Annotated in this window: 19 protein-coding genes; 10 read left to right on the top strand and 9 right to left on the bottom strand. The window is 59.9% G+C overall.

What is annotated here, in order from left to right; genetic code table 11:
• Positions 1-98: 98 nt before the first annotated feature.
• Entirely contained in the window at positions 99-650 is a 552-nt protein-coding gene (locus tag FHT78_RS04805; RefSeq protein WP_348644706.1) for an N-acetyltransferase, read from the bottom strand.
• A 231-nt stretch (positions 651-881) separates the two neighbouring features.
• Here FHT78_RS04805 and FHT78_RS04810 point away from each other — a divergent pair, with 231 nt between their 5' ends.
• Positions 882-1,883, top strand: a complete 1,002-nt coding sequence (locus FHT78_RS04810; RefSeq protein ID WP_183741159.1) for a glutathione S-transferase family protein — start codon at positions 882-884, stop codon at positions 1,881-1,883.
• Here FHT78_RS04810 and FHT78_RS04815 read toward each other — a convergent pair.
• Positions 1,874-2,353 (bottom strand): NUDIX domain-containing protein, encoded by a 480-nt coding sequence (locus tag FHT78_RS04815; RefSeq protein ID WP_183741161.1) that lies wholly within the window; start codon positions 2,351-2,353, stop codon positions 1,874-1,876. The two genes, FHT78_RS04810 and FHT78_RS04815, sit on opposite strands and share 10 nt — an antisense overlap.
• A gap of 68 nt (positions 2,354-2,421) precedes the next feature.
• Here FHT78_RS04815 and FHT78_RS04820 point away from each other — a divergent pair, with 68 nt between their 5' ends.
• The 4 genes from FHT78_RS04820 to FHT78_RS04835 all read left to right on the top strand — a co-directional run bounded on the left by FHT78_RS04820 (position 2,422) and on the right by FHT78_RS04835 (position 5,613).
• Entirely contained in the window at positions 2,422-3,330 is a 909-nt protein-coding gene (locus tag FHT78_RS04820) for a metallophosphoesterase (protein ID WP_183741163.1), read from the top strand.
• 159 nt (positions 3,331-3,489) lie between these two features.
• Entirely contained in the window at positions 3,490-4,050 is a 561-nt protein-coding gene (locus FHT78_RS04825) for a hypothetical protein (protein ID WP_183741165.1), read from the top strand.
• A 208-nt stretch (positions 4,051-4,258) separates the two neighbouring features.
• Complete coding sequence (locus FHT78_RS04830) at positions 4,259-4,771, top strand: sigma-70 family RNA polymerase sigma factor (protein WP_183741167.1); 513 nt, start codon at positions 4,259-4,261, stop codon at positions 4,769-4,771.
• A 5-nt stretch (positions 4,772-4,776) separates the two neighbouring features.
• The gene (locus FHT78_RS04835) at positions 4,777-5,613 is read left to right on the top strand and encodes an anti-sigma factor (RefSeq protein WP_183741169.1); all 837 of its coding nucleotides are present in this window, start codon (positions 4,777-4,779) and stop codon (positions 5,611-5,613) included.
• Positions 5,614-5,714: 101 nt separating this feature from the next.
• On the opposite strand, the gene leuA is transcribed toward FHT78_RS04835, so the two are convergent.
• From leuA to FHT78_RS04850, 4 genes are all read right to left on the bottom strand, one after another.
• Positions 5,715-7,439 (bottom strand): 2-isopropylmalate synthase, encoded by a 1,725-nt coding sequence (leuA, locus tag FHT78_RS04840; RefSeq protein WP_183741171.1) that lies wholly within the window; start codon positions 7,437-7,439, stop codon positions 5,715-5,717.
• Between the two features lie 157 nt (positions 7,440-7,596).
• On the bottom strand, positions 7,597-7,722 hold the full coding sequence (locus FHT78_RS29600) for a hypothetical protein (protein WP_281412829.1): 126 nt from the start codon (positions 7,720-7,722) through the stop codon (positions 7,597-7,599).
• 44 nt (positions 7,723-7,766) lie between these two features.
• On the bottom strand, positions 7,767-8,981 hold the full coding sequence (locus FHT78_RS04845; RefSeq protein ID WP_183741173.1) for a benzoate/H(+) symporter BenE family transporter: 1,215 nt from the start codon (positions 8,979-8,981) through the stop codon (positions 7,767-7,769).
• A 162-nt stretch (positions 8,982-9,143) separates the two neighbouring features.
• A complete protein-coding gene (locus FHT78_RS04850) occupies positions 9,144-9,731 on the bottom strand; it encodes an ATP-dependent Clp protease proteolytic subunit (RefSeq protein WP_112543526.1) in 588 nt (195 codons plus the stop codon).
• A gap of 155 nt (positions 9,732-9,886) precedes the next feature.
• On the opposite strand from FHT78_RS04850, the gene FHT78_RS04855 reads away from it, so the two are divergent.
• Both FHT78_RS04855 and FHT78_RS04860 read left to right on the top strand, forming a co-directional pair.
• Positions 9,887-10,597, top strand: coding sequence for a hypothetical protein (locus FHT78_RS04855; protein WP_183741175.1), 711 nt, complete (start codon positions 9,887-9,889; stop codon positions 10,595-10,597).
• 113 nt (positions 10,598-10,710) lie between these two features.
• Positions 10,711-11,463, top strand: coding sequence for a DUF2076 domain-containing protein (locus tag FHT78_RS04860; protein ID WP_183741177.1), 753 nt, complete (start codon positions 10,711-10,713; stop codon positions 11,461-11,463).
• A 134-nt stretch (positions 11,464-11,597) separates the two neighbouring features.
• Here FHT78_RS04860 and queF read toward each other — a convergent pair whose 3' ends face one another.
• The 3 genes from queF to lepB form a co-directional block, all read right to left on the bottom strand.
• Positions 11,598-12,062 carry a preQ(1) synthase gene (gene queF / locus FHT78_RS04865; RefSeq protein ID WP_183741178.1) on the bottom strand — a complete coding sequence of 155 codons (465 nt, stop codon included), beginning with the start codon at positions 12,060-12,062 and terminating at the stop codon, positions 11,598-11,600.
• A complete protein-coding gene (gene emfA / locus FHT78_RS04870; protein ID WP_183741180.1) occupies positions 12,062-12,976 on the bottom strand; it encodes a CDF family cation efflux transporter EmfA in 915 nt (304 codons plus the stop codon). Before emfA ends, queF begins: the two co-directional genes overlap by 1 nt.
• Positions 12,977-13,121: 145 nt before the next feature.
• Positions 13,122-13,943: a signal peptidase I gene (gene lepB / locus FHT78_RS04875; protein WP_183741181.1), complete on the bottom strand. Its 822-nt coding sequence runs from the start codon at positions 13,941-13,943 to the stop codon at positions 13,122-13,124.
• 173 nt (positions 13,944-14,116) lie between these two features.
• Here lepB and FHT78_RS04880 point away from each other — a divergent pair, with 173 nt between their 5' ends.
• The 3 genes from FHT78_RS04880 (at position 14,117) to FHT78_RS04890 (ending at position 15,914) form a co-directional block, all read left to right on the top strand.
• Entirely contained in the window at positions 14,117-14,611 is a 495-nt protein-coding gene (locus FHT78_RS04880) for a MarR family transcriptional regulator (protein WP_183741182.1), read from the top strand.
• On the top strand, positions 14,608-15,288 hold the full coding sequence (locus FHT78_RS04885) for a GNAT family N-acetyltransferase (protein WP_183741183.1): 681 nt from the start codon (positions 14,608-14,610) through the stop codon (positions 15,286-15,288). Before FHT78_RS04880 ends, FHT78_RS04885 begins: the two co-directional genes overlap by 4 nt.
• A 104-nt stretch (positions 15,289-15,392) precedes the next feature.
• Complete coding sequence (locus FHT78_RS04890) at positions 15,393-15,914, top strand: hypothetical protein (RefSeq protein WP_183741184.1); 522 nt, start codon at positions 15,393-15,395, stop codon at positions 15,912-15,914.
• The last annotated feature ends 56 nt before the right edge of the window (positions 15,915-15,970 follow it).

Raw genomic sequence — 15,970 nt, forward strand, 5'->3', positions numbered from 1 at the left:
GAGCAATTCCAGCAAAAGTGCGCAGCGGTTTTGCGTCCGGAATTGCGTAAAGCAAAGAGATAGAGCGTTTCCGTTATTCTAAGGAGAAGGGAAACACTCTATCGCCGCCAGGCGATCGTGCCTTTCAGCCGCGCATGCGTATCTTCGGCGATCGGGACGACGAGCACACGGCTCGGATCGACGGGACCGGGAAAAGTCAGCGCGCCATAGGCGACCTTCTCGAAACCAAGTGGGCCGTAATAGGGCGGATCGCCGACGAGAATGACTGCTTCCGAACCCTTGCGTTTGGCGGCCTCGACGGCGATACGCACCAGTTCCCGGCCAATGCCCCTGCTCTTGTGCGACGGCCGCACTGCAAGCGGCCCCAGAAGATGGCCCTTCACCGTCCCCGCCAGGACCGGCGTCATCCGCACCGAAGCGATCGTCTCGCCGTCATCTGCGCAGATGAAGGAGAGCGACAGGTCATGCGGTCCCTGCTCGCGAATACGAGCGGCCGCGCGTGCGTGCCGGCCGGGGCCGAATGCTTCTTCGTTGATGTGTTCGATTGCAGCGTCGTGAGACGCGTCCTCAGTGAGGTAGACGAGATCGTGCTTGTGCATGAGCATGGGAACAGAGACCGGATAGACGCAGATATATGGGTTCGCGAACACGCCGTCAGGCGTTCGGGAGCATCAGCGTCGTCGCAGGCCTCTGAGAATAGACATCAAGCAGGATTCCAGAATTTGTGAGGAAGGCGGATAGCAGGAAAAATTTCTGTCGTCCATTGCAAAATTCGGTCAAGAATTGGGTGATCAAGACGCAGTGTTCAATCTTTGCCGACCTGCAAAACGCAGCGCACTGCAATATCTATGCTGCAACAACCAATTTCAGAGGTAGAAAACATGGGCATGCTGGTGGACGGCGTCTGGCATGACGTCTGGTACGATACGAAGGAAACGAAGGGTCATTTCAAGCGTCAGCCCTCGCAGTTCCGCAGCTGGATCACGGCCGATGGAGAGGCCGGCCCCAGCGGCAAAGGCGGCTTCAAGGCAGAAGCGGGTCGCTATCACCTCTATGTCTCGCTCGCCTGTCCTTGGGCGCATCGCACGCTGATCTTCCGCAAGCTGAAGAAGCTCGAAGATCTGATTTCCGTTTCCGTCGTCGATCCGCTGATGGTGGAAAACGGCTGGGAGTTCAAGGTCGGTTACGGCTCCACCGGCGACCATCTCTTTGGCTCCAGATTCCTCTGGGAAATCTACGCCAAGGCCGATCCGCACTATTCCGGCCGCGTCACTGTCCCTGTTCTCTGGGACAAGCAAACCGGCACGATCGTCAACAACGAGTCGGCCGAAATCATCCGCATGTTCAACAGCGCCTTCAATCAACTGACGGGCTCAACAGCGGACTATTACCCGGAAGACCTTCGGGCAGATATCGATGCGCTGAACGATGTGGTCTATGACACCGTCAACAACGGCGTCTACAAGTCAGGCTTTGCCACCACGCAAGCAGCTTACGAGGAAAATGTCATCAAGCTCTTCGAAACGCTGGACAGGCTCGATGAGCGCCTCGGCAAGGGCCGTTACCTTTTCGGCGATCGCCAGACCGAAGCCGACTGGCGGCTCTTTACGACGCTCGTACGCTTCGATCCGGTTTATGTCGGCCACTTCAAATGCAATATTCGCCGCGTCGAGGACTACCGCAACCTGCCGGCCTATCTGCGTGACCTCTATCAGACCCCCGGAATTGCCGACACAGTGAACCTGCGGCACATCAAGGAACACTATTACCGAAGCCACAAGACCATCAACCCGACCGGCATCGTGCCCGTTGGTCCGGCGCTCCATCTCGACCGGCCGCATGGTGTGACAAACTTGCAGCCGCGGCCTGAGCTTCACCAGTAATGCGCCGGCTCCGCCTCGCCGCGGAGCTCGGCCAGTCTCCTATGCGTCGCTTCAGTCGTCCCCGCCGGCAGATTGTCGAGTTCGAAAAAGCCGCTCTCGGCAATTTCCCAGTCCGGCAGTCGCGGCGCGGTCTGTTCCACCGTGGCGCGGTAGAAGACCACATGATCGCGCCGGGTGATATTGGTGTTGAAATAGACGTGAAAGAGCTGCGGCTTGCCCACGATCCTGAGGTTGCCTTCCTCCCGCAGCTCCTTGATGAGCGCCTCTTCTGCCGTCTCGTTTCGTTCCAGCCCGCCGCCTGGCATATGCCATCCGCCTGTATAGCCGTGACGAACGAGAAAGAGGCGCCCTTGCTCGTCGAAACAGGCTGCACGCACCCCCATCGTCATGCCGCGCGCGACGGAAAAATACACGTGCAGCAATCGCACCAACACTTTCATGTGAAGGGGCCAGGTTTGTTTGTCTGCCATGGGCTCTTTCATATTCTCATCGCGGGGATGTGTTTGAATTGTAAATAAGCTGGTCTATGTGTCGTTGCATGTTCAAGCTCGCGCATATCTCCGACGTCCATCTCGGACCCCTGCCCCGCCTCTCCGTTCACGAACTTTTCTCAAAACGTATTACGGGCTTTGTGAACTGGCACCGCAACCGGCGCAAGCATCTTTTCGGCAGCACGCTCGATCTCCTGCTGGAGGATATCCGCTCCCACAAGGCAGACCACCTGGCGGTGACCGGCGACCTCGTCAACCTCGCAAGCGGCATCGAAATCCGGAGCGCGGCAGCCTGGCTGCGCGAACTCGGCGATCCCGCTGCTACATCGGTCGTCCCTGGCAACCACGATGCCTATGTGCCGGGCGCCTATGAGAAATCGATGCGCGCCTGGTACGACTATGTGCGCGGCGACCTCGCTCCGCCGCAATGGGAAGAAGACCGGCACATATTCCCTTACCTTCGCATCCGCGACAAGGTCGCGATCGTCGGCTGCTCGACTGCAGTTGCAACTCCGCCATTCGCGGCCTCCGGCTTCTTCGGCGCGCGTCAGGCGCGCGATACGGTCAATATGCTGCGCGCTGCCGGCGAGGCCGGTCTGTTCCGTGTCGTCATGATCCACCATCCGCCGATCCGCGGTGCGACCTCCTTCTACAAACGCATGATCGGCATCCGCCGTTTCGCGGCCGTCGTCTCGACCGGCGGAGCCGAGCTCGTGCTGCACGGCCACACCCATCTCAACTCCCTCTACTGGCTGCGCGGACAGACAGGCCCGGTGCCCGTCGTCGGCATCGCCTCAGCCTCGCAAGGACCGGGCGGCATCAAGCCGCGCGCCGCCTACAATCTCTTTTCCATTTCCGGTTCTCCTGGTGCCTGGGAAGTGAAGGGCCAGCGCTTCAGCATAAACGATATGGGCGACGGCATGATGCCGGAAAGCACTGATATTTTCGGAGTTTGAAGGCGATTGCGGAATCAATTCCGGAAGCCGTTGAATCAAGCTGTGAAGAGCGTTCGCCGGTGTCGCGACAGAGGCAATAAAGGCCGCCGGGGCTCTTGGTATTTTTAAGCGTCGGCGTACAATTCAGCAACCGCAGCGTTTCAAAACGGAGTACGCCCGATGACTGCTTCTCTTCATCGCCTGTGCAGATTTTCGCTTGTTTCCGTCTTTGCTCTCGGCCTCGCTACGTCCGCTTTCGCGGTCGGCGGCGGGAACGATGACACCTCGCCGCCGCAGAAGACCCAAACGACCAAGACCTGCACTAAGGGCAAGGTGTGGGATGCCAAGAAGAAGGAATGCGTCGATCCGAAGAAGCAGAGCTTCAATGATGACGATCTCTACAAATTCGCCCGCGAATTCGCCTATGCCGGTCAGTACGAGAACGCCATCACGGTGCTCAGTCTCGTCAAAAACCAGAACGATCCGCGCATCCTGAACTATCTCGGTTATGCCAACCGCAAGGCTGGCCGCATGGAACTCGGCATGTCCTACTACAAGAAGGCGCTGCAGCAGGATGAGAACTACATCCTCGCCCGCTCCTATATGGGCATGGCGCTTGTCGAGCAGGGAGACATTCAGGGCGCCCGCGTCCAGCTCGTCGAGATTCGCGATCGCGGCGGTGAAAATACCTGGGCCTATCGCGCTCTGCTGCAGAGCCTGAACGGCTACAGGACATATTGAGGCAAGCTCCGCGGGGTATGGTACGGAAATCCCTTGGGATGGGATGGATGAATTGAACCCCGCGCTTGCGAAATACAGGCGACTTGTTCCATAAAGCCGCCTGCATGGCCGGGATGAGTACGGTGGCTTCGCACTCGTCGGGCAAGGCCCGCATGTGAAGCTGGCCCATATTCGATGCTGGCCAATGTGAATGCTTCTTGGAAAGACCATGCGCCAACCCGCAACCACCACCGATATCCGGCGTGATCTCGTCGGTCTCCTGCCCCGCCTCCGCCGCTTTGCCATTACGCTTGCGGGAGAGACGGCTGCGGCCGATGAGCTGGTTCAGTCGGTCTGTCTGCGCGCCATTTCCAAAGGGCATCAGTGGAACGGCGAAGGCCGGCTGGAAAGCTGGATCTATACGCTGGCGCGACAGCAATGGAGTGAAGACAGCCGCAAGCGCAAGCCGCGTCCGGCCGCACGAGGTAATGTGACGGATATCCGTGAGGCCATTCGCGACCGCGCAGCCGTTGTCGATACCGACGCCCTGCACCGCATGCTTGCCGAAATGCCCGAGGGCGTGGCCAGCATTTTCGTGCTGATCGACGTGGAAGGCCACAGCTATCAGCAGGCTGCCGAAATCATGGGCGTTGCAATCGGCAGCATTGCCGGTCAGCTTGCCACCGCACGACTCCATTTCGCCGCATTGTCCGGTCACAATCCGCCCGTCCACAGGTACTGACTGATTTGCTCGATTTCAAAAAACAGCCGCTCGAAGCCCAGCTTGCCGCCCTCCTCGACGGCGAAACCACACCGGAACAGAAGCTGGAGCTGGAAAGCCGGCTGGCAACGGATGAAAACGCTCGCAGACTCTACGACAAGCTCCGACACGGCGTCGATTTCGGCCGCCGCAAGCTGGACGACATGCTGAAAGAACCTGTTCCGCTGGCGCTTGTGCGCTCCATCAAGAGCACGCAGCCGCCGAAGACGCCGATCGCCCAGCGCAACGCCCGCCCGCAGCTGAAGCTCGCGCCGAACGGCCGCCATGCACTTGCAGCAGCCCTCATTCTCTTCGTCGTCGGTGGTGGCATCGGCTATTTCATCGGCAATGCGCCAGATACCGATGACGCCGCACCGGTCGCAGCGGCTCAGATCAACACCAATGACTGGCTGGGTGACGTCACCGCCTTTCAGCGGCTTCTCGTGCGCCAGCCGCGTCACCTCGTCGAAGTACCAGCCTCACAGTCAGAGGAAATCTCCTCTTGGCTGACGACCGCGATCGGTGTGCCATTCCGCGTGCCGAACCTTTCGGCGGAATCCTGGACCTTTCAGGGCGCGCGTGTGATCCTTGGTGACAGCCGCCCTGTCGGCCAGCTCGTCTATTCCAATGCCGACGGCGATATCATCTCGATCTGTTTCCGCAAGGATGCGCAGCCACCGGAAACGGAAGACTTCAAGGAAACGATCCGCGATGAGATCGGCCTCGTAACTTGGCACAATGCCGGCACGTCCTATGTGCTGGCAGGCCCCTCCGCCGAAGCCACGCTCAGCCAACTCGCCATGGAAATCGCCGCCGCCATCTGAACCCGTTAGGTCGTGTGAAAGCTGGGGGCGAGCTCAATGAGCTCGCCGATTGCATCATCAGGCCGCGTCGCCCTGCAGTGATCGCGGCCTGAGCAGAATTGTCAGGCCTTGCCGGCTTTCACGTCGAGCACGCGGTTGGCAGCCGAGACGATCGCTTCGAGCGATGCGGCCACGATATTGGTGTTGATGCCGGCACCAAAGAGCTTGCCACCCGGATAGGACGTCTCGACGTAAGAGATAGCAGCGGCATTGGAGCCGTGCTGCAGCGAATGCTCCGAGTAGTCTTCGACCGACATGGCGATGCCGAGATAATGCGACAGCGCATTGATGAAGCCGTCGATCGGACCGTTGCCGCGGCCTTCGATGCGCTTGATCTCGCCATTGTCGGTAATCTCGGCCGCGATGATCCGCTGTCCCTTGTGCTCTGTATCCGGATAGGTGTGGTGATCGACGAACTTCAGGCGCGCGCCCGGCTGGGTCACGTAACGCTCGATGAAACGATCATGGATACGCTTTGACGGAAGCTCCTTGCCTTCTTCATCGGTAATGCGCTGGATGTCTTCGCGGAATTCGACCTGCAGGTTGCGCGGCAGGTTGAGCCCGTAGTCCTGCTGCAGGATATAGGCGATGCCGCCCTTGCCGGACTGCGAATTGATGCGGATGATCGCCTCGTAAGAGCGGCCGACGTCGCGCGGGTCGATCGGCAGGTACGGCACTTCCCAGACTGGATGGTTGGCAACCTGCGCTGCCTTCATGCCCTTGTTGATCGCATCCTGATGCGAACCGGAGAAGGCTGTGTAGACCAGTTCGCCCACATACGGGTGGCGTTCGGCGATCGCCATCTGGTTCGAATATTCGAACACTTCCTTGATGCGCTCGATATTGGAGCAGTCTATCTGTGGATCGACACCCTGCGTGAACATGTTGAGCGCCATGGTGACGACATCGACATTGCCGGTGCGCTCGCCATTGCCGAACAGCGTGCCCTCGACGCGGTCGGCCCCCGCCAGCAGAGCGAGCTCGGCAGCAGCGATACCGGTGCCGCGGTCATTATGCGGATGCAGCGAGATGATCAGGTTCTCACGGTTGTCGAGATTGCGGCACATCCACTCGATCTGGTCGGCATAGACGTTCGGCGTCGCCATCTCTACCGTCGAGGGCAGGTTGATGATGAGCTTGTTGTCGGGCGTCGGCTTCATCACCTCGATGACGGCGTTGCAGATTTCCAACGCCACATCCAGCTCGGTGCCGGTGAAACTTTCCGGAGAATATTCGAAACGATAGCCGCCTCCGGCCTTGGCCGCCATGTCGCTTATCATCTTGGCGGCATCGACAGCAATCTGCTTGATACCTTGCACATCCTTGGCGAAGACCACGCGGCGCTGCAATTCGCTCGTGGAATTGTAGAAGTGCACGATCGGCCGGTTGGCGCCTTCCAGCGCCTCGAAGGTGCGGGTGATCAGCTCGGGCCGGCATTGAACCAGCACCTGCAGCGATACGTCGTCGGGCACATTGCCCTCTTCGACGCACCAGCGGGCGAAATCGAAGTCGGTCTGCGAGGCGGACGGGAAACCGATCTCGATTTCCTTGAAGCCCATTTCCAGGAGCAAGTGGAACATGCGCGCCTTGCGATCATGGCCCATCGGATCGACGAGCGCCTGGTTGCCGTCGCGCAGGTCGACGGAGCACCAGATCGGCGCCTTGGAAATGGTCTTGGTCGGCCAGGTGCGGTCGGGAATGTTCACCTGCGGATAGGGCCGGTATTTGACGGCGGCGTCGGGCATGCCTTTGGCGCCTGCGGAGGATCGGCGGGTGGTCGTGTCCATTGTCTTGTCTCCTCGTCCCGGCATTTGCCTCGCGTCTTAGCCGATCATATCAGGCTTGGCGACTGCAAATGCGGACCTTTGATCGGTCGTTTGGTCAATTTTGAAAGTGAGTCGCGAGGAGCGATGGCCGGGCGGGCTTTCGGCCGCCGGGCGCTCCTCAAAGGACCCGGCAACCGCGCGTAAGGCCGAGGAGAAGAAGCGAGGTCAGGGCGCGCGTATTGTCACGCAGAGCCGTGCGGCCGCGTGCAATCGTGTCGGAAATCCGTGCGCTTTTGCTCTTCATGTCCGCGCTTATAGCCGCCGCCGGAAAATCCGGCAACCCCTCACCTATTTTTTCCTCGCCTGCACGATACGGGACAGCGCCAGCATCAGCCCGCCAGCGATCAGCCCCCAGAAGGCGCCGGATATGCCGCCGAAGGAAACGCCCGACGCAGTGACGAGGAAGGTGATTGCCGCCGCCTCACGCGATTCCGGTGCCTGGAAAGCCGCCATGGCTGAACTGGAGAAGGCGCCGACAAGTGCCAAACCGGCCACGGCCTCGATCAGGATCGGTGGCGCCAGCGCGACAAAGGCGGTCACCGCTCCGGCAAGCAGGCCGAAAATAACATAGCCGACGCCCGAGATCAGCGCCGCCCAATACCGCCGCGAGGGATCGGCATGCGCGTCCTGCCCGGCACACATCGCTGCCGTGATCGCCGCCAGGTTGACTGCATGGCCACCAAAAGGCGCCGCCAGAAGCGAGAAGACGCCGGTCACGGCAAAGAGCGGCCCCGGCATCGGATCATAGTGATTGACCTTCAGCACCGCGATGCCAGGAATATTCTGCGACGCCATGGTCACGATGAAGAGCGGCAGGGCAATCGATACGAAACCGGCAAGATTGAAAACCGGATGCACGATATCGATGACCGGCACCAGCGACTGCTCGAGCGACGACAGGGCGCCCGCGGGAATATCGACACCGAAGGCCAGTACCAGCGCGAAAGCCACCAGCGCCGCCGGTACCGCCCAAAGGCGCTTGAAGGCGCCGACCACGATCCAAGTCAGAATGATTGGCAGACCGAGCAGCGGATTGAAAGCGACGGCCTTGACCGGCGCAAAACAAAGGCCGAGCAGCACGCCCGACAGCATTGCATTGGCAAGCGGCGCAGGGATGGCGGCAACCGCCCGTCCGAGGGGCTTGAACAGCCCGGCAACAACGATCAATACGCCGCAAAGAATGAACGCGCCGACCGCTGCATTGAAGCCACCATCAATCGTTCCGATGCTCGCAAGGAGCGCAGCCCCAGGGGTCGACCAGGCGATACTGACCGGCAGACGCGTAACGGCACTGAGTACGACAGCGCAAAGCCCCATCGAGATCGACAATGCCATCAGCCCCGAAGCCGCCTGCGCATCCGTCGCACCCACCACCTGAAGCCCATGCAACACGACGGCAAAGGAACTGGTAAACCCGACGAAAGCCGTCAGAAGCCCCATGAACAGGCTCTGTACGGAGAAATCTTTGAGCATGGTGCGACTCCGGCTGCGAAGATTGCGCATGGAGCAGCATAAGCGAAGTACGCGCAAGCCGGATTGCCCCTGGAAATGATCGCTTACGTGGCAATCCCACGAGATTGCATGACAGCATGCCGGCAGACATGGAAACGCCCCGACTGCGGATCGCAAACGGGGCGTCAATTCAAGGCAGAATCAGCAAAAAAATCAGATTTCGCTCTGCGAGGTCACGACGCGAGCGACGAGACCATAGGCAACGGCGTCTTCAGCCGAGAGCCAGTAATCGCGGTCGATATCCTTGGCGATCTTTTCTTCCGACTGGCCGGTTGCCTTCGAGAAGATCTTGATCAGGCGCTCGTTCATCTTGATGATCTCGCGTGCCTGGATCTCGATATCCGAAGCCATGCCGCGGGTGCCGCCGGACGGCTGGTGCAGCAGGAAACGGGTGTTCGGCAGGCAGATGCGGCGTTCCTTCGGAGCCGCGGCATAGATGAGCGCGCCGGCCGAGGCAACCCAGCCCGTACCGATCATCCAGACCTTCGGCTTGATGAACTTGATCATGTCGTGAATGGAATCGCCGGATTCGACATGGCCGCCAGGCGAATTCACATAGATACGGATGTCTTCGTCATTGGCAGCGGCGAGCGCCACGAGCTGGGTGCAGACCTTCTGCGCCAGTTCCTGCGTGATCGGCCCGTAGATGAAGATCGAACGCGACTTGAAAAGGTTCGCCTCCGTTTCCTTGCCGAGCGGCAGTTCCTTCGTCTTGTCGTCCTGTTCTTCTTCGTCGTTCATTCGAACCTCTCTCGTCCAATGCGGTTCCTCGCACATAGTGCGACTCAATGCGTAAAACAATGCGGGAAAAAGAGGAAGCAGGAAGCGGTGAAGATATTCTTATGACAAACGGACGATATCATCGCATCATCTGAAAAGCCCGGGAGAAACATAAAATGGCCTCCTCCTTTCTGCGTGCTGCCATCAGCAACAATGCATTCTGGTGCGATGCCGTCTGCAAGGCGCTGGGCTCGCCAGGCGAGTTTACGGCGACACTCTGGTTTCATCGCCGAGGCACGCCGCCCTTCTATCCCGATGCGGTAACGCTGACGGAGGCTGACGGCGAGCAAACGGAGACGATCGAGACGCTGATCATCAGCGAAAAACGAGACTGGGCGATCAAGGACAGCTATGCGGCCCTCGATCTTGCGCCACTCGGCTTCAAGCTGCTCTTCGAAGCCGAATGGATCGGCATGCGCACGCCGGTCTCGACGCCATCTCCAATCACTTGGCAGCGCATGGAAAGCGCTGCCGATCTTGCGCAATGGGAGGTGGAATGGAGCAAGGCGAACGGTCCGGTAACGCAGAAGATATTTACCGAACCACTGCTGCACGATCCCGAAATCGCCTTTCTGCTCGGCTTCGAACACGGCAAGGCGGTCGGCGGTGGCATCCTCAACCACCACGCCGGCGTCGTCGGCCATTCGAACCTGTTTGCCGAGGCCCGGCACGATGAAACCATCCGCCGCGGCCTGATTGCTCGAGCCGCCGAACTCTATCCGGGAGAGCCGCTTGTCGGCTACGAACGCGGCGACGATCTGGACGAAGCGCTGCACGCGGGCTTCGAACTTCTGGGGCCGCTGCGCGTCTGGCTGAAGGAGGCCTGAGCTTACTGAAATGTAAGGTACCAAGGCTTTGAAATGCCCTAATCGCTTCCTAACTCAGCCTGAGCGGCTCATCCGCCGAATGTTAAAGCCGCAGAATTTAGAGGAGACAGGACATGTCACCGGAAGAACGCCAATTGTTGACCGCCCTCTTCGATCGCGTCCGTACCGCCGCCGCGACGCCGCGCGATCCGGAAGCCGAGACGCTGATATCGGAAGCGACACGTGCGCAGCCCTCCGCCACCTACTATCTGGCGCAGGCCGTCATCGTGCAGGAAAAGGGCCTGGAAGCCGCCGCCGACCACATCAAGGAGCTTGAAGAGCGCGTCCGCCAGCTCGAAGCCGGCGCCGGTGACCACCGCCAGGCTGAACAGGGCGGTTTCCTGAGTTCGATCTTCGGCAGCACCCAGACGCAGCAGCCGGCCCCCGCTCCCGGTCCCTGGGGTGGTGCGCCGAGAGACAGCTACGAACAGCCGCAGCGTGGCTATGACAATAGCCGCCAGATGCCACAGCAGCCGACCGGCCCCTGGAGCCAGCAGGCCTACGCACCCTCCGCCGGCGGCAGTTTCCTGCGCGGTGCTCTCGGCACGGCAGCCGGCGTTGCCGGCGGCATGCTGCTTGCCAATTCGCTCAGTGGCATTTTCGGCAACCACATGTCCTCGCTCGGCTGGGGTTCGCCTTTTAGCGGCGCCAATCCCTTCGGCAATGCCAGTGCGCCCACCGAGGAAACCGTTATCAACAACTACTACGGCGACAACAGTCAGGCGGATGATTCCAGAGCTGACAACAACGACAACATCCAGCAGGCCGATTACGACGGCAACGACGACTTCATGGATGATTCCGGCGACGACACGACGGACGTCTAGGATTTAGCTGTAAGGAAAGAGCGGCAGTTGGTTTCAATTGCCGCACCGTTTCCCGGCCCTTCGCCTAAGCTCAGGGCGTTCGCCGTTGCAATCGATTCACTGGATCGATTGCTCGGGCTGCGCCCGACCACGGCTCACCCACGCCCACGATAGGTGGCGACGCCCTGATCCGGCAGCCATACGCCTTCCGGCGGCTTGCCGGTCTGCCAGAAGACGTCGATCGGAATGCCGCCGCGCGGATACCAGTAGGCGCCGATGCGCAGCCATTTCGGATCGAGAAGCTCAACGATCCGCTTGGCGATATAGATCGAGCAATCCTCGTGAAAGGCGCCGTGATTGCGGAAGGAATGCAGGAAGAGCTTCAGCGACTTCGATTCCACCAAAAATTCGTTCGGAATGTAATCGATGACGATATGGGCGAAATCCGGCTGTCCGGTCATCGGGCAGAGCGAGGTGAATTCCGGCGCGGTGAAGCGCACAACATAGTCCGTACCTGCATGATTGGACGGCACCTTTTCCAGGACCGCCTCTTCCGGGTTCTTGGCGGTTTCCGTCTGCTGGCCCAGCATCGAAAGGCTGGACACGTCTGTCTTAGGCATTACGCCTCCTTGATCACTTTGACGCGGATGCCATGGGCCTTCTCGCCCTCCGGCTCCACGTGAATGGCAATTGTCGAGCCCGAATGCGCTGCGCGAATGGCATCTTCAAGGCGATCGCAAATATCATGCGCTTCCCGCACAGTCATCTTGGCGGGCACGACGAGATGGAAATCGACAAAGGTCACGGACCCGGCGCGCCGCGTCTTCAGGTCATGCACGCCGATAGAGCCTGCCGCATGTGTGGCGATCGCCTGCTTGATCGCCTCTTCCTCCTGCGGTTTGACCGCCTGGTCCATCAGCCCACCGATCGACTGCGAGATCACCTTCCAGCCCTGATAGAGGATGTTGAGCGCAACGAGAATGGCAAGAATGGGGTCGAAGATCGCATAACCGGTCGCCAGCGCCAAAAGCAGGCCGACGAGGACGCCGACGGAAGTGACGACATCCGACATGATGTGCTGCCCGTCCGCCGCCAGTGCCGCTGAGCGATGCCTGCGGCCCGTGCGGATCAAAAGCCGCGCCCAGACCGCGTTGATGATACCAGCGGCAAAATTGATCGAAAGACCGAGCACCGGTGCCTCGAGCATACGCGGATCTGCGAGATGGTTCACGGCCTCCTGTACGATCAGCAGCGCGGCGACGACGATCATCACCCCTTCGGTGACGGCGGACAGATATTCCGCCTTGTGGTGGCCGAAGGGATGATCGTGGTCGGCAGGCTTCTGCGCGTAGCGGATGACGAAAAAGGCGATGAAGGCCGCCACCACATTGACGAAGGATTCTAGCCCATCCGAGAGCAGCGCCACGGAGCCCGTCACCCACCAGGCGACCATCTTCAGCCCTAGAACGCCGAGCGACAAGGGAATGCCCCAGAACGCCAGTTTCCGAACCGTGAGATTGCCCTCGTCGTTCATATCGTCCCCCTGCGGATGCGAATGAATTGCAGCAGTTAAGCCATTGAAACGCAAAACCGCCCACGCGGGAAGCGCGCGGGCGGTCAATGCGGGTGATATGGGCAAGCAGACCCAAAATGTCAAAGGTTTTGACAGGTGAACCCACCTATTCGAAGGTCGTTCCAATCCGTTCCGCATCGGGAGAGACAAGGATCAATACAGCCTGACCCGAAACATCCTTCGCAGGAACGAAGCCGTTTTCGCCCAACTGGTCCGGAAAGCGGCTGTCGACGGAATTGTGCCTGTTGTCTCCCAGCACGAAATAGTGGCCGACCGGGACCTCGAAGGGACCGGCATCGTCCTGCCCTTTAACCGGTCGATCATTCATTGCGATCGCATAATGCCGCCCCTCCGGCATTACTTCATCGAGAATTCTCGATTCATTGCCCATAATATCCATCATGGTGCGATCAGTGGATGAGGTCGCAAAGGCCTTGCCATCGACAAAGATGGTACCACCGCGCAGTTCCACCTTGTCACCCGGCAGGCCGATCAGACGCTTGACATAGAGCTCGGTATTTCCGGACAGCGCAGAGCGATTGTTGAAGACTAGAATGTCACCCCGTTTCGGTTCAGCGCCGGCATAAGGCCTTGCGACGAAAAGCTCTTGCTCCTTGATACTTGGTTCCATCGAGGTTGCCGGCATTGTCCATAGATGCATGCCGCAGAGATTGCGTCTGAAGCCGTCGCCGTCGCAATTCTGCGGCGCCACGACCGCAAGCCCTTTCGCTGCGGCGTCTGCCAGCGACTGCATTTTAGCAGGATCGATGCTCCACAGACCGGCCTTCGCCAGAAACAGCGGATAAGCCGGCCTGAGGAAATTGACGAAATCCTGTTCACGCCCGTCGTCTGCACATGCTTTACCTCCTGCGATAACGGCAACGAATGCCGCCAATACCAGAGCCCTGCCCGCCTTTCTCAACTGCATTCGCGCTCGTCTCCACACGTTGGACCTGAATGCCCGCCCGTGAGTTTGGGCAGATCAAGGGAAAGGCAAGCCCTCGCCCTGCGAGAAGGCCGCATCTAACAGGAATGCATGATTGCCCCAATTGCATAAACGTTTATATAATTTGTTATACAAATTAGATCGAGGAGCCTGTTTTGGTCGAGGATGTCGTAAAATCTATGGGTTTCCTCTGCCTCGGCAGCCGCTTCCGTCGCATCGGCGAGCGCTTGCAGGCTGACACGCAACAAGTAATCGAAGATCTGGGCGTCTCCATCCAAGCCGCGCAATATCCCTTCCTCGGCGCCATCGACAGGCTCGGCCCGCTGACCATCGGGGAATTAGCGCAAGCAGTAGGTATCACCCAACCTGGTGCCACACGCACGGTTTCCCAACTCATCGAAGCCGGCTTGCTCGATATGCAGCCCTCATCGGAAGACCAGCGACGCAGGGTCGTCTCGCTCACGACTGAGGGCCATGAACTCGTCGACTATTCGAAACAACATGTCTGGCCTCGCGTTGCGGCAGCCGTTGCCGATCTCTGCGGAGATCTCGACGGCCCACTGCTTGAACAGCTTGCTGCGATTGAGGATGGGCTCGCCGAGGCATCGCTCATTCGCCGTGCCAGCGTCGCACAGGAGAAAACACCATGAGCCATATTCTCGACCGGCCAATCTGGAATGCGCTCCAGACGACGCATGCCGATCTTGCCGAAGGCAGCGAACACGCGATGCGTTACCCGCCGTCGATCGTTCCCTTCGCCGCCGCTGCCGACCGCACACGTGAAAGCCTGGAAGCGCTCGAAAATCTGCCGGCTGCAGATGAAGTCATGGCGATCGTCGAAGCAGGCCCGGTTACTATTCCGGATGGCCTGACGGTTATCACCGACGGCAGACTGGTGCAGATGGTCGCCGAGCGGCCCTATGAACGCATGTCCGACAGCAGGCTGCAGCGCCTGACCACCGACGATGCGGAGGAGATGCTGGCTTTGGCGACGCTGACCAAACCCGGTCCTTTCACCCTTCGTGCCCAAAGCCTCGGAACCTTCTGGGGCATCAAGATCGACGGCCGTCTCGTCGCCATGGCCGGACAGCGGCTGCGCCTGCCTGGATTTGGTGAGCTCAGCGGCCTTTGCACCCATCCTGATTTTCAGGGGCGAGGCCTCGGCACCTTGCTCTTCCGCTTCGTCGCCGGCGAAATTTCCGCCAGGGGCGACACCGTATTCCTGCATGCCTACCGCACCAATACGCCAGCCATAACGCTCTACAGGGCACTCGGCTTCAAGCTGCGGTCGGAAATGAACCTGCGTGTCGTCAAGCGCCACGCATAGGTTACCAAAATGCCACAGCCTAACGCTTTTGCGATTTGCGCCATGATAGCGTCCCAATTGCGTGGTGTTGACGGCCTTGCAGTCAATTGGGGACCGCGTGAGACATGCATTGGATCAATCGTTACATCGACCAACCGTTGCTCGACGGTGCGGCAAGTTCCTTGCGCGCCTGGCACATCCGGACCGGCCTGTCGCCGGAACGTTTGGAGCCGCTCTGGAATATCGTCGTGACAGGCCTGCTGGTCTTCGCGGCCGGCCATTTCCTCGCTGGCCCAGCACTTCTTCTGTGCTACGGCGGCCTCCTTATGCTCGCCCTCCCCTCAGCCTGGACGCTGTTCACCGGCCGCAACGCGAACGACTATAACGCCGCCGCCTACAAGAGGCTCAGGACCAGGGCTTTCATGAAGCGAGAGGCGGAATGGGCCGTCCGGCTCTCCATCCTGTTCACCGCTGCCTGCCTTCCCTTCCTGACCCGCTCCGGCGATCCGTCCGCAGCCTATTTCATGATCGGCGCCAGCCTCTGGTTCGTGCTGACGGGACCGGCAAGATCCTATCTGGCGGCGGCAGAACCGCCCATGCCGCGTGATGGCGACCCGTCCTTCAAGACGGATCTGCAGTTCGGCTGAGCAAAGTTAAATCAGCGCGCAATTCAATTGTCGCAGCGGCAATGGAACGAACGGCT

The sequence above is a fragment of the Rhizobium sp. BK196 genome, assembly GCF_014193255.1.
Lineage (GTDB): Bacteria > Pseudomonadota > Alphaproteobacteria > Rhizobiales > Rhizobiaceae > Rhizobium.